Annotated in this window: 12 protein-coding genes; 2 read left to right on the top strand and 10 right to left on the bottom strand. The window is 64.7% G+C overall.

Going from position 1 to position 13132, the window contains the following annotated elements; genetic code table 11:
* Positions 1-18 precede the first annotated feature (18 nt).
* Together coaBC and B5E41_RS01235 are read right to left on the bottom strand one after the other, a co-directional pair.
* Positions 19-1227, bottom strand: a complete 1209-nt coding sequence (coaBC, locus tag B5E41_RS01240) for a bifunctional phosphopantothenoylcysteine decarboxylase/phosphopantothenate--cysteine ligase CoaBC (protein WP_064809355.1) — start codon at positions 1225-1227, stop codon at positions 19-21.
* A 330-nt stretch (positions 1228-1557) separates the two neighbouring features.
* Positions 1558-2322 carry an SDR family oxidoreductase gene (locus tag B5E41_RS01235; protein ID WP_088390410.1) on the bottom strand — a complete coding sequence of 255 codons (765 nt, stop codon included), beginning with the start codon at positions 2320-2322 and terminating at the stop codon, positions 1558-1560.
* 125 nt (positions 2323-2447) lie between these two features.
* On the opposite strand from B5E41_RS01235, the gene B5E41_RS01230 reads away from it, so the two are divergent.
* Together B5E41_RS01230 and B5E41_RS01225 are read left to right on the top strand one after the other, a co-directional pair.
* Complete coding sequence (locus B5E41_RS01230) at positions 2448-3359, top strand: LysR family transcriptional regulator (protein ID WP_088390408.1); 912 nt, start codon at positions 2448-2450, stop codon at positions 3357-3359.
* Positions 3360-3497: 138 nt separating this feature from the next.
* The gene (locus B5E41_RS01225; protein ID WP_088390406.1) at positions 3498-4736 is read left to right on the top strand and encodes an MFS transporter; all 1239 of its coding nucleotides are present in this window, start codon (positions 3498-3500) and stop codon (positions 4734-4736) included.
* 16 nt (positions 4737-4752) lie between these two features.
* Here B5E41_RS01225 and B5E41_RS01220 read toward each other — a convergent pair whose 3' ends face one another.
* The 8 genes from B5E41_RS01220 to B5E41_RS01185 all read right to left on the bottom strand — a co-directional run bounded on the left by B5E41_RS01220 (position 4753) and on the right by B5E41_RS01185 (position 13107).
* On the bottom strand, positions 4753-5145 hold the full coding sequence (locus B5E41_RS01220) for a type II toxin-antitoxin system VapC family toxin (protein WP_085857902.1): 393 nt from the start codon (positions 5143-5145) through the stop codon (positions 4753-4755).
* Entirely contained in the window at positions 5142-5384 is a 243-nt protein-coding gene (locus tag B5E41_RS01215) for an antitoxin (protein WP_088390404.1), read from the bottom strand. Before B5E41_RS01215 ends, B5E41_RS01220 begins: the two co-directional genes overlap by 4 nt.
* A 52-nt stretch (positions 5385-5436) precedes the next feature.
* On the bottom strand, positions 5437-7098 hold the full coding sequence (locus tag B5E41_RS01210) for a thiourocanate hydratase (protein ID WP_088390402.1): 1662 nt from the start codon (positions 7096-7098) through the stop codon (positions 5437-5439).
* A 233-nt stretch (positions 7099-7331) separates the two neighbouring features.
* Positions 7332-7661 (bottom strand): TfoX/Sxy family protein, encoded by a 330-nt coding sequence (locus B5E41_RS01205; RefSeq protein WP_088390400.1) that lies wholly within the window; start codon positions 7659-7661, stop codon positions 7332-7334.
* A gap of 3 nt (positions 7662-7664) precedes the next feature.
* Positions 7665-8762 (bottom strand): thiohydantoin desulfurase, encoded by a 1098-nt coding sequence (locus B5E41_RS01200; RefSeq protein ID WP_088390398.1) that lies wholly within the window; start codon positions 8760-8762, stop codon positions 7665-7667.
* On the bottom strand, positions 8743-10023 hold the full coding sequence (locus tag B5E41_RS01195) for a Zn-dependent hydrolase (protein ID WP_088390396.1): 1281 nt from the start codon (positions 10021-10023) through the stop codon (positions 8743-8745). Before B5E41_RS01195 ends, B5E41_RS01200 begins: the two co-directional genes overlap by 20 nt.
* Positions 10020-11399, bottom strand: a complete 1380-nt coding sequence (locus tag B5E41_RS01190; RefSeq protein ID WP_088390394.1) for a dihydroorotase — start codon at positions 11397-11399, stop codon at positions 10020-10022. The genes B5E41_RS01195 and B5E41_RS01190 overlap by 4 nt, the downstream gene beginning before the upstream one ends.
* Positions 11400-11529: 130 nt before the next feature.
* Positions 11530-13107, bottom strand: coding sequence for an aromatic amino acid lyase (locus B5E41_RS01185; protein ID WP_088390392.1), 1578 nt, complete (start codon positions 13105-13107; stop codon positions 11530-11532).
* Between the last annotated feature and the right edge of the window lie 25 nt (positions 13108-13132).

Raw genomic sequence — 13132 nt, 5'->3', positions numbered from 1 at the left:
GATCGATTTTCGAGGCGGCTATGCGCGGAAGCGTTTGGCAATCAGCGCCGCTAGCCTTTCGGCGACCTGTTCCTTCGTCAGGTCTGGCCATTGCTCGACGCCGTCGTGGCGAATGAGTTTGACGCTGTTGCGGCTGCCGCCCATGATGCCGGTCGCAGGAGAAACGTCATTGGCGACGATCAGGTCGGCGCCCTTCCGCTCGAGCTTCGCCCTGGCATTGCTTTCCACGTCCTGGGTCTCGGCGGCAAAGCCGATCACCAGCCTCGGCCGCATCGTGTGATGTCCCAGGGTCTTCAATATGTCGGGGTTCTCGGTCAGCGCCAGCGTCGGAATGGATTCACCCGGATGTTTCTTCAGTTTCTGGTCGGCGGCCGAGGCGACGCGCCAGTCCGCCACCGCCGCCACCATCACGGCGATATCGGCCGGCAGCGCCGCCAGCACGGCATCGCGCATTTCCTCGGCCCGCTCGACGTGGATGACGTTGACGCCAACCGGATCAGCGATCGTCACCGGCCCGGAGACGAGCGTCACGTCGGCCCCGAGCTTCGCCAGCGCTGCGGCGATCGCGTGCCCCTGCCGGCCGGAGGAGCGGTTGGCGATGTAGCGCACCGGATCGATCGGCTCATGGGTCGGCCCTGACGTGACGATCGCCTTGCGTCCCTTCAGCGGCTTTTCTCCCTCGTCGAGCATGGTTTCGGCGGCCGCGACGATATCCAGGGGCTCCGCCATCCGACCGATCCCCGCCTCCCGGCTTTCGGCCATCTCACCGGCCATCGGCCCGACGAAGCGCACGCCGTCTTCCCTGAGCCTCGCCGCATTGCGCCGTGTTGCCGGATGCGCCCACATTCTGGGGTTCATCGCCGGTGCGGCCAGCACAGGCCTGTCCGTCGCCAGAAGCACGGTCGAGGCGAGGTCATCGGCAAGGCCGTTCGCCATCTTCGCCATCAGATCGGCGCTGGCGGGGGCAATCAGCACAAGATCGCAGTCGCGCGCCAGCCTGATATGGCCGACATCCTGTTCGTCCTGCCGCGAAAACAGATCGACAAAGACATGGTCTGCCGCCAGCGCGCCGACCGCAAGCGGCGTGACGAATTCCTGCGCCCCCTTGGTCATGACCGGGCGCACGCTGGCACCGCGCTCGCGCAGCCGGCGGATCAGATCCAGGCTCTTATAGGCGGCAATGCCGCCCGAGATGATGAGGAGGATGCGTTTGCCGCTGAGAGCCATGGCCTTCTACCCGTTGCCTTTTCTGACCTGCCCCGACCCTAAGCCTTTGGCGGAGAACATGCAATCGCGCGGACGGCAGGTATCGGATCTGCTCGAGACGGGCGACCGGTGCGTCGGTGAACGACCCCTCCCCAACCCGTCCCCACAAGGGGGAGGGGCTTGGATGCCGCGCCGCCCATATCCCTTCCATCGTCTCATCCGCAGAAACGTTGATATTTGTCGTGGGGGTGGCGCCGCGCGTCAGCCCCTCCCCCTTGTGGGGAGGGGTTGGGGAGGGGTCTTTCAGCCCTTGGCTGGGACCCCCGGTGGATGGCGGCAGCTCCCGCCGTCTCAACTACGGGTGATCGAAATGCCGCCGTCGACCAGCGAAGCCGTGCCGGTGACGAAGCTTGCATCGTCGGAGGCGAGGTAGAGAACCGAGCGGGCGACTTCATCAGGTGTCGCGACGCGTTTCAGCGCGTGCATATTGGTGATGGCAGCCTGTTTCTCCGCCGTATCGTTCACATCGCGGTACATATCGGTATCGACGGCGCCCGGCAGGATGGCGTTGACGCGCACGCCCTGCGGTCCGAATTCGGCGGCCAGCGCCTGCGTCAGGCCGATCAGGCCGGATTTGCTGGCGGCATAAGCGGCAACGCCGGGAAAGGCGAAGCTGTAGCCGACGAAGGTCGAGGTGAAGATCACCGAACCGCCGCCACTGTCGGTCATCGCGCCGATCTGGTGTTTGGCAGCGAGAAAGGAGGCGGTCAGATTGACCGCCAGTGCGTCGCTGAATCCCGCTTCCGAGACACCGGTGCTCGGACCCGCTTCGCCGATGATGCCGGCATTGTTGAAGGCGATGTCGAGCTTGCCGTAATGGGTCACGGCGGCCGCGACAAGCGCCTGGTGATATTCTTCCGACCGGACGTCGCCGGCAACGGCCACCGCGTCGCCGCCCTCGGCCTTAATCTCCGCCACCAGGCTGTCGAGTTCGGCTTGACGTCGGGCGCCGACGATGACCTTGGCGCCTTCGGCGGCAAAAAGCTTTGCCGTGACGCGGCCGATGCCGGAGCTTGCGCCGGTGACGATTGCGACCTTGTTGTTCAAGCGGTTCATGCTTTCATCTCCTGTGTTGAAGTGAGGCGGCCCCTGCCGTCCCTTCCGTTGAATGGAAGATGGCATTTTCCTTTCGTTCGGATTAGTCTCCAGATCGGAGAATTCGAATTCGGAAAGACCGAACAATGATCAGGGTCGAAGGCATTGCCGCTTTCGTTGCCGTCGTCGAGGCCGGCTCGGTCAGCGAGGCGGCCCGGCGGCTGCGCCTCTCCAAATCCGTCGTCAGCGAAAGGCTGGCAGAACTGGAGAAGGCGCTTGGCGGCACGCTGCTGCACCGTACGACTCGCAAGCTCACCCTGACCGAGGACGGTGCGATCTTCCTGGAGCGGGCCGGGCGCATCGTGCGCGAGATCGAGGAGGCCGCCGCCGACATGGCCGAGCGGCGCGGCGCGCTGTCCGGCCCGATCCGCATTGCTGCACCCGTCACCTTCGGCCGCATGCATCTCGGTCCGGCGCTCTATCCCTTTCTCGCCCAACATCCCGACATCCACTTGACGCTCGATATCGACGACCGCCGTGTCGATGCCGCGTCGGACGGTTATGACGCCATCATCCGCAACGGCCCGCTCGCCGACAGCCGGCTGGTCGCCTGGAAGCTCGCGCCGAGCCGCCGGCTTCTCTGCGCGGCGCCGGATTATCTCGCCCGCCAGGGAATGCCGACCTCGCTCGCCGACCTCAACAATCATCGCGGTATCTTCTACACCAATCGCGGTGTCGCCGACTGGCGCTTCCAGACGCCGGAGGGGGTGATCCTCGTCCGCGCAAAACCGGCGCTCGGCATCAACAACGGCGATATGCTCCGCGACGCCGCCATCGCCGGCCTCGGCATTGCGCTGCTGCCCGCCTTCATTGCCGGCCCGGCCATCCGCGAGGGCCTGCTTGCCGAAATCGATGTCGGTCACAGGCCGGAGGCCGAATTCATCTATATGGCTCATCCCGCCGGCCGGAACCCCTCGGCCAAGCTGCGCGCCATCGCCGATCACCTGAAGAAGAGTTTTGGCCATCCGCCCTATTGGGATATTGCGGATAGAGCATGATGCCGAAAAGTGTGAGCGGTTTTCGGACGACATCATGCTCTAACTCTTTAATGTAGAACAGGATTCAGTTTTTAGGCCAAACGGCCTAAAATCATCCTGTTCTAACCCATGACTTCGAAAGTCCGTCAGCATGAAGATATGCCGCCCTCGGTGCACGCCGTGAAGACCGTGCTCACAGGAGAAAAGCGCTATTTGACACGCGGCACCGGTGCCTATCGCCGCGCCAGCCTGGCGCTTTTCCTCTCCGGCTTTTCCACCTTCTCGCTGCTCTATTGCGTGCAGCCGCTGCTGCCGATCTTTTCGCAGGAATTTTCCGTTAGCCCCGCCGAAAGCTCGCTGTCGCTGTCGCTCTCCACGGGTTTCCTCGCACTCGCCATCGTCTGCGCCGCCGCCGTCTCGGAAGGGGTCGGTCGCCGCAGCCTGATGTCGATTTCACTGGTCGGCGCGGCCTTGTTGACGGTGGCCACGGCTTTTGCGCCGAACTGGCACCTGCTGCTCGTCATCCGCGCCGTTGAGGGTCTCGTTCTCGGCGGCGTGCCCGCCGTCGCCATGGCCTATCTCGCGGAGGAGATCGATTCGCGCGGTCTCGGCGCCACCATGGGCCTTTATGTCGGCGGCACGGCCTTCGGCGGCATGTCCGGCCGCGTGCTGACCGGCATTTTCGCCGAATATCTCGGCTGGCGGCCGGCGCTGTTTCTCATCGGCGCCATCGGCCTTGCCGCGGCGCTCGGCTTCATCGCCCTGCTGCCGCCATCGCGGAATTTCGTCCGCCGGCCGGGCTTCGATCCGCGTTTCCATGCCAAGGCCTGGCTCGGCCATCTCGCCAATCCGGCGCTGCCCTTCATCTTCGCCATAGCCTTCCTGGCGATGGGTTCCTTCGTCACCGCCTACAATTACGCCGGTTTCCGCCTCGTGGCGCCGCCTTACGGCCTCAATCAGACCGAACTCGGCTTGATCTTCACCGTTTATCTCTTCGGCATCGGCGCCGCCTCGATCGGCGGCCTCATCGGAGATCGGATCGGGCATTTTCGCGTGCTGCTCTTCGGCCTGGCGCTAACGGCCGCCGGCAGCGTGCTGACGCTCTCCGCCGCGCTGCCATCGATCATCCTCGGGATTATTGTGCTGACGGCCGGCTTCTTCATGAGCCATTCCATCGCTAGCGGCCTCGTCGGTAGGCTGGCGCACGGCACCAAAGGCCACGCCTCGTCGCTCTATATGCTGGCCTATTACGTCGGCTCCAGCCTGATGGGGTCCGCGGGCGGCTGGTTCTGGGCAATCGACGGCTGGGCCGCCGTCGTCGCCTTCACCCTTGTCATGCTGACCCTCGCCTTTATCTCCGCCTGTGTCGCCCAGCACTTTGCGAGGGACGCCCGATAGTTTTGGGGTGCCGAACCTAGCCTTCCCAATTCTCGGCCTGCAAACCTGCCGCGCGTTCGAACTCCCTGAGGTTGCGGGTAATCAGAATGAGGCCGCGGGCGACGGCCTGCCCGGCAATCAGCACGTCATAAGGTCCAATCGGCGTTCCCGACGCTTGCAGTGCGGCCCGGATTTCCCCCGCCTTTTGCGCATCGTTCCGGTCGAATTCCAGGACGGCGAATTGCAGCCCGTCGATCCGTGCCAGATTCTCCTCGATGCGGAGGCTTTTGTAAGCACCGTAGAAGAGTTCGTGCGCGACGATTGCCGGGATGGCGAAATCCTGCGGCCTGTGTCTGCGCAGTCCGGCGATCAGTCTCTCGTTACCCTTCATCAAGGCGATGACGGCATTCGTATCGAGGAGATACGTCATTTGAAGAAGTCGAGCTCGGATCGCTCTTGCGGGGCGGGCTGCTCTTCCGCTGCCGCTGCAAAGTCGGGATCGACAGGACCGATCACGTCAGCTAGCCACTCCCAATCGTCGGAAATCGGCTCAAGAATGATCGCACGCCCCTGCCGCCGAATGGCGACACTGTCACCATCGAAACGGAATTCCTTGGGCAGCCGGACGGCCTGGGAACGTCCCGACCAGAAAATCTTTGCTGTTTCCATGTCAAAACCTCAATGAGATATGACAATGATATATAGCATGTCGTGGTTCATTTCAACCAAGCCGGATATAGGGCACATCCTTCTTCGCCACTTCATCAAGCGCCTCCTCATAACCGGCATCGGCATACCGCATGACGCCGAGGGCGGTGTCGTTGGTCAGCGCGTGGTCGAGCCGTTCGTCGGCAGCATCGGTGCCGTCGGCGACGACGGTGACGCCGCAGCTCGTCATGTAGCCGGCATAACCGCCGCCGCCGGAATGGACGACGACGAGATCGGCCATCGACGAGCAGAGCATCATCGCATCGATTAGCGGCCAGTCGGCGATCGCATCCGAACCGTCCTTCATCCGCTCGGTCATGATGTTGGGATGCGCCATGGCGCCGGCATCGAGATGGTCGCGGGAAAAGGCGACCGGGCCTTTGAGTTCGCCGCCTGCGACCAGCGCATTGACGCGCCGCGCCAGCATCGTGCGTTCGCCGTGGCCGAGCCAGGCGATGCGCGCCGGTAGCCCCTCGAAGGGAACGTGCTCGCGCGCCAGCCGGATCCAGTTGGTGATGATCTTGTTGTCGGGGAAGAGTTCGAGCAGCAGATCGTCGATGCGGGCGATATCGCTCTCCTCGCCCGACAGGGCCATCCAGCGGAACGGGCCGATCGCCCGGGCAAAGAGCGGCCTGAGATAGGCTTCGGTGAAGATCGGAATGTCGAAGGCATTGGTGACGCCGCCCTCTTTCGCCTGGGTACGGATCAGGTTGCCGTTGTCGAAGACTTCGGAGCCGCGCTTCTGGAAGTCCAGCATCGCGCTGACATGCTCGACGATCGAGGCGCGGCTTGCCGCCATCAATTGCCCCTGGCCATCGTCGCGCAAGCCTTTGACCTGATCGAGGCTCATGCCCTTCGGCACGTAGCCATAGACGAGGTCATGCGCCGAGGTCTGATCGGTGACGATATCGGGCACGATGCCGCGCCGCGCGATCTCGGGATAGACCTCCGCCGCATTCGCGACGAGGCCGACGGAGAGCGCCCGCTTGTCCTTCACCGCCCTATCGATCATTTGAAGGGCGGTATCGAGATCCGGCGCGATCTCCTGGAGATAGCCGATCTGCTGGCGTTTGCGCGCCCGCTCCGGATCGATGTCGACGCAGAGGATCGCCGCGCCCGCCATGCGGCCGGCGAGCGGCTGTGCCCCGCCCATGCCGCCAAGGCCGGCCGTCAGCACGAAGCGGCCTTGGAGATCGCCGCCGAAGCGACGTTCGGCAATGCGCATGAAAATCTCGTAGGTGCCCTGGATGACGCCCTGACTGCCGATATATTGCCAGGCCCCGGCCGTCAGCCCGCCCCAGCAGATCAGCCCTTTGCGCTGCAACTCGTAGAACACTTCGGCCTTTGCCCATTGCCCGACGATGTTGCAGTTCGCCATGATGACAAGGGGCGCCCTGGCATGGGTCTTTACGAGCCCGATCGGCTTGCCGGACTGGATGAGCAGCGTCTGGTCCTCATCCATCTCCGTCAGCGCCTTGACAATGCCCTTGTGCGCCGCCCAGTTGCGGGCCGCCTTGCCGAGCGCGGCATAGACGATCAGATTGTCGGGATCCTCGCCGACGGCGAGCACGTTTTCGAGGAGCCGCAGCAGCGCCTCCTGCCGCCAGCCCTTGGCGCGCAACTCCGGCCCGCCGGGAATCGGAAATTTCGGATGACGTGGATTGGCCTTCGGCATCGTGGGTTCCTCGCTTGGTTCTCTGCTCTTCCCTTCCCCAGCGGGGAGAAGGTAGCCCGAAGGGTCGGATGAGGGGGCCGCACGGCACGCCCTCCATTGCTCTTCGCTTGCGCTCAGCGCATTCGCTCCTGGCGTCGCTCACCCCCTCATCTGTCCTTCGGACCTCTGACCGGGGTCTAGCCGCAGGTCTCGACCCGTCCTTCGGACCTCCACTGGGGAGAAGGGAAATGGCGTCACTTGCCCGGCAGCGATTCCACATAGGCAAGCGCCGCATCGAGCAGACGCCGTCTCAGGGCATCGTCGCCGTAAGCCTCGGCGGAGGCGCGCAGCCAGCCGTGCATGACTCGCTCGCCCATCAGCATCCGGATTACGCCCGGCAGCGCCAGCGCCCAATCATCGTTGCCCTTGCCGAGACGGATCAGCATGCCGTCACTGCGGGCGCCGCAGAGAAGATTGCCGTTCAGCAGGAAGGCGCGGCCGCCGAACATGGATTTTTCGCTGAGCTCAGGACGATCGCCGAGTTCCTCACGCAGCAGTTCTTCAAGGCCGGGATCGCGTGCCATGGCTCAGGCCTTCGCCGCCAGTGCATAACGCGCGATCTCGATACCAATCGCCTTTTCGACGACGGGATAAACTGTCGGATCGAGTACGCTAGCCGACAGCGGAATGATATCCATCGGCACATGCAGGATGAAGATTTGCATGCCTTCCTGTAACTGCCCGACGCTCAGCGGCTCGCCCTCAGGCGACAGCGTGGTGATCACGGCGGGGAAGGTGGCAAGCCGCCCACCGCCCGCATCGTCCACGGCCATATATTCGTTCATCACATGCAGCGTCACCGATTTATTGCCCGAGCCGACGGTGATGGTGCCGATGTCGAAGGCCTCCCTAGTGTAGACGACGTTCTTCCGGCTGATGACTCCTTCGGCGAGGATATGTCCGCCCGTCGTCTTGCAGATCGCATCGATGACCGCTGGCCCGCCACGCTTCTCCGCCGCAATGATCGCCTCGCCGAGCGCAAGCGCCATCGAGATGCCGCCAAGTGCGGCATGGCTGCGCACGTAAGAAGCCCGGAGCGGATTGCGGCAGCTGGCGATGAAGCCGCCGGACTGATCGGCCGCGGCTCGCAGCACCGGCGAGATCTTGGCCGTCGCACCCTTCACCACCAGCTCGATGTAGCGGTTCTCGGCCCTGTTGCCGCCGACGGCGGTCTGGATCATCGGCTCGGGTGAGGCGGCCATGCCGATCGAGCCCATGTCGCCGGTGGGATGTGCGCGGATATCGCCGACGGCATCGACCACCTTGGTGCCGAGAATCGCCGATGGCAGCCAGCCGTTCAGCGTAGACGATTTGCCGTTCTGGCCGATGATCAGCCCGGAAAGCCTTTCGCCGAGCGCCTCCTGAAGCAATTGCACCGCCTTCACATAATCGACGCCCTGCATTTCCCAGGGCGTGGTGGAGGCCGGCGCGCCGATCGCCGCCGCCGTGGCAATCCAGTCGTCATCCTTCAATTCGTCGACCGATACCAGCTCAGGCTTGCCGATGGTGACGGCCGCAAGCCCGAGCATCCGGCCGTGATCGGCCCAGCCGCCGCCGCCGGCGGCATAGACGGAGCCGCCCTTGACAGCCGCCTCTACGTCCTTCTCAACCAGTATGCGTCCCATCGGCCTTCTCCCGCTTCAAATCCTTGTCCATCTCGCGCACCGCCTCGAAAAGCACGGCTGCGCCGAGCGCAATATCCTCATTGTCGGCCCATTCGTCGGAGCAATGGCTGCGACCTCCCCGGCAGGGCACGAAGATCATTGCCGCCGGCGCAACCTTGGCGATCCAGGCCGTATCGTGCCCGGCGCCGGAGGCCATGCGCCGGTATTTTGCGCCGACGCGTTCGCAGGCGGTCTCCAGCGTCGAAAGGAGCGCGACATCACTGGGCGTTGGCGGATTGTCGGAAACCCGGTTCGGCGCCTCGATCGTCACGCCGTAAGCGGTCGCCAGCTTTTCGACATGGCCGTCGAGCCAGCGGCAGAAGGCTTCCATGTCGGGGCGGATTTCCGCGCGCCCGTCGATCAGCAGCACGACCTTCGAGGGGACGACATTGGCCGCGTTCGGCTCGATCCTGAACTCACCGACTGTCGCCGCGAAATGCCCCGGCGTCTTGGCAAGCTCGGCGGCGGCGTTGCGGATGTCGAGCACCAGCTGCGAGGCCGCGACCAGCGCATCCGCCCGCCTGTCCATCGGCGTCGTGCCGGCATGGTCGGCCCGTCCCTCGACGGTGATCTCGATGCGGGTGATGCCGGAGATTGCCGTGACGATGCCGATATCCTCCCTTTCGGCTTCGAGCACCGGCCCCTGCTCGATATGAAGCTCCAGAAAGCCTGCCAGATCGGGCCGCTTCTGCTGTCCCAGCACGCCAGGCTCGCCGCCCACCCGGGCGATGCCGCCGGCAAGATCGAGGCCACCGCTTGCCCGCGACAGCCAGGCTTCCGGCAACTGCCCGGTCATGCCGCGGCTGCCGATGCAGGAGACGCCGAAGATGCTGACCTCCTCGGCAAGGAAATCGACGATCTCCAGATCGTGCTCGAGTTCGATGCTCTGGTCGCTGAGCGCCCGCGCCACCTCAAGCGCCGCGACCACCCCGGCAATGCCGTCGAAGCGGCCGCCGTCCGGCACCGTGTCGGAATGCGAACCGAGCATGATCGTGCCGAGCCATGGTTTGCGGCCGGTGCGCCGGCCGATCAGATTGCCGGCGGCATCGATCCGCGTTTCCAGCCCCGCCGCCTTCATCCGCGCCTCGATATAGGCTCGGCCTTCCAGAAAGAGCGGCGTGAAAGCCCGCCGCGTCCAGGGGCGCCCCGGCTCGGTGATATCGGCAAGCGCCTCGATATCTTCAGCGATTCGACCGGCATTGACGGGAAGATTACGGCTCATGCGGCGGCCCCCGATATGACCTGGCGGGGCGGCGGCCGGACGAACCGCCCAGTGCCGGGCGCGGCCAGCACCTTGCCGCCCTCGGCGATCCTTTCGCCGCGCAGATAGGTGGCGGAGACGGTCCAGGGCAGGCGAATGCCGTTATAGGGGCTCCAGCCGACGACGTTGTTGCCGCTCGCAGTCGCATCGTAGATGCTTTCGCGCGGCTCCAGCACGGTAATGTCGGCGTCCTTGCCTGGTGTCAGCGCCCCCTTGATGTGGTCGAGCCGGAAATGCTTCGCCGGATTCTCGGCCATCAGCCGCGCGGCCCAGGTGAGGGGAATGCCGCGCTCGAGAGCGCCCTTGATGAAAAGCGGCACCATCACCTCGAGGCCGGGAACACCGGATGCGTTGGCGAGCATGTCGGGATCGGTTTTGCGGTTCTCCGACCAGCTGACGTGATCGGTCGAGACCAACCAGACATCACCCTCGGCGACCTTCCGCCAGAGCCGCTCCACTTCGGCGCGCGACCGCAGCGGCGGATTGATCTTCGCCTTGCCGCCGAGGCGCCTCACATCGTTTTCCTCGTCGAGCGTCAGGTAATGAATGCAACATTCGACTGTGGCGGCAAAACCGTCGCGGCGGTAGGCGCGGGCGATATCGTAGCCGCGCCCGAGCGAGCAGTGCACCACATGTGCGGGGCAGCCGGTATTGGCCCCGGTCTCGAAAATCGTGTGCATCGCCAGGAGCTCGGTAATCGCAGGCCGAGACAGGCCGTGCGCCCGCCAGTCGATGATGCCGCTCGCCTTCACCTGTTCCATATAGCTGCGCACCGCCTCGTCATCCTCATTATGCACGCCCGCCGTCAGCCCGGTCGGCGCGATCGCGGCGAAGCAGACGTCGAGCAGGGCAGGGGGAATGCGCGGAAAACGTTTGGGATCGGTGCCGAAGGTCGAAAATTTGAAGGCAACAACCCCGGCCTCGACCATCTCCGGGATCCGCGCCGGGCCTTCTTGCGGATCGATGGTGCCGTAAAGCGCGAAATCGACGCGCGCCTGCGGGGCGGCATGGTCGATTTTGCGTTTGACCGCCGCCGCCGAGCAGACGAGATTGCCTTCGTCATAGGGCATGTCGACGATCGTAGTCACGCCGCCGGCCGCTGCCGACCGCGTCGACCAGACGAAATCCTCCTGATCCTTCTGGGACAGCGAATGCACCTGTGCGTCGATGGCGCTGGGCAGGATCAGCGCTCTTCCGAGCAGATGCCGCTCGCGCGCCGCAGGCGGGACGCCGAGGCCGATTTCGGCGATCTTGCCGGCGTGCACGGCGACATAACCCGCTTCGACGATGCGGTCCGGCAGCACCACCGTGCCCTGCAGAACGAGATCGAAGTCCATGCCGCTTCCTCCCTAGACTGACGTCAGACCGTACCTGCTGGAGCATGATGCCAAGCGCGCGTCTTCGAGGCGGCATCATGTTCAGGCGGATTAATGTAGAACAGGATCCGGATTTGACCCGGGCCTGAAATCACCCTGTCCGGTTGGCCAGCCGCTCCTCGATGGGCTCCGGCGAACCGAGTGCGAAGAAATCGTCGAAGGAGGCGATCGGAACCTGTTCGGTCAGCTTCGCGAGAAAGGTGTCCGATCCGAGTTCTTCCTCGATCGCCTCCACCTCAGCCGAAAGCGGCCGGTCGACGGTATAAAAGGCCGCATGTTTGCGGACGACCTCATAGAGCATACCGGCCACGCCCTTCGGTTCATCGCCGAGAATGTCGATCGCCTGGGCAGACAGGAGCGCCTCAAGTGCCGCGAGGCGCTTCAGCGCCTGCATCTGTCGCTCGAAGCGCTCGATGACCAGCGGCAGGAAGGCCGCCTCGTCCTCCAGGCCGGCCGCAACGACCAGGGACTGCGCCGAAACGGGACCTGACATCGACAGGACGCGCGAGAAGATTTCGCCGGCAAGCTTGATGATCGGCCCGAAGCCGGTGGCAATCCGGCCCGGCGGCACCAGGTTGACCGGCAGGTCGCGCCGTTGACCGTTGCCGAGAATGACGCAGCGGTTGAAGGCGTTGCGCGCCGCATGCGCCATGCAGAGTGCGGCCGATTCGAGCAGGATCGTCACATCGAGCGGAAGCGAACCGCCTGATGTCATCACCCGCCCCTCGACAACCACCGGATTGTCGTCCGAGCGTCCGGTGGCGGCGAGGATCTTGTGGCCGGTCGAAAGCAGATTTTCGATGACGGCGCCGAACACCTGGGCGATCATGCGCAGGCTGAGCGGATCCTGCACATGCGTTGCAACCGGCCAGTCCCATTCGTCCGACGCGTTGCAGAGCCAGGCGCCGATCAGCGCCTCGCGCGCCGTGCCGACGTGGCGGACCGCCTTCCACGGATCACGGGAGGCGCCGAGCGCACCTGATGCCATCATTCCGGTCGCGAGCAGGATGCGGATCGAGGCCGCGGCATTGCGCGTCGTTTCCGCCGCCGCCGCAAAGCTCACCGCGTTGACACTCAGCGAAGCGAGGCTGTCGCGCGGCGCCATCCGCACCGGTTCCAGTCCCGCCGCCCGGAAAGCGTCGGCCGCCTGCATCCGGTTGCCGCGATAGACCGCTTCACCGACGCCGGTCAGCACCGCGCCGATCTGCCCCATCAGGCCGATATCGGCGCAGCCGATCGACCCGGTGCGGCGCACGACCGGGATGAGATCGGCCTCGAGCATCCTGATATAGGCCTCGATCAGCTCCGGCGTGCAGCCGACCTGGCCGGTCAGCGCCGTGTTGACGCGGATCGCCATGGCATTGCGCACGACATTGCAGGAAAACGGCGTACCGGTGCCGAAGTGATGGGCACGCACCAGGCCGAGATTGAAGATGTCGAGCTCGTCGGCCGACCACTCCACATCCTTCATGGCGCCGACGCCCGTCGTCGAGCCGTAGACGGGCATGCCCGAGGCAATCGCGTCCTCGACGATCTCGCGGGCAATCGCGATGCGGGCCATGCCGGTCGGCGAGGCCGAAATCTTTGCCTTGCCTGCACCGATCGCCGCCATCTCGGCAAAACCGAGGGGACGTCCGGAAAGTTCGATGCCGGGGCGTTCGTGCTGCATGTGCCGTATCTCCTAACTCGAGAGA

It is taken from the genome of Rhizobium esperanzae (genome assembly GCF_002204185.1).
Lineage (GTDB): Bacteria > Pseudomonadota > Alphaproteobacteria > Rhizobiales > Rhizobiaceae > Rhizobium > Rhizobium esperanzae.
The sequence above is the reverse complement of the archived record's forward strand: the minus strand, read 5'-3'. Positions and strand labels throughout refer to the sequence as shown.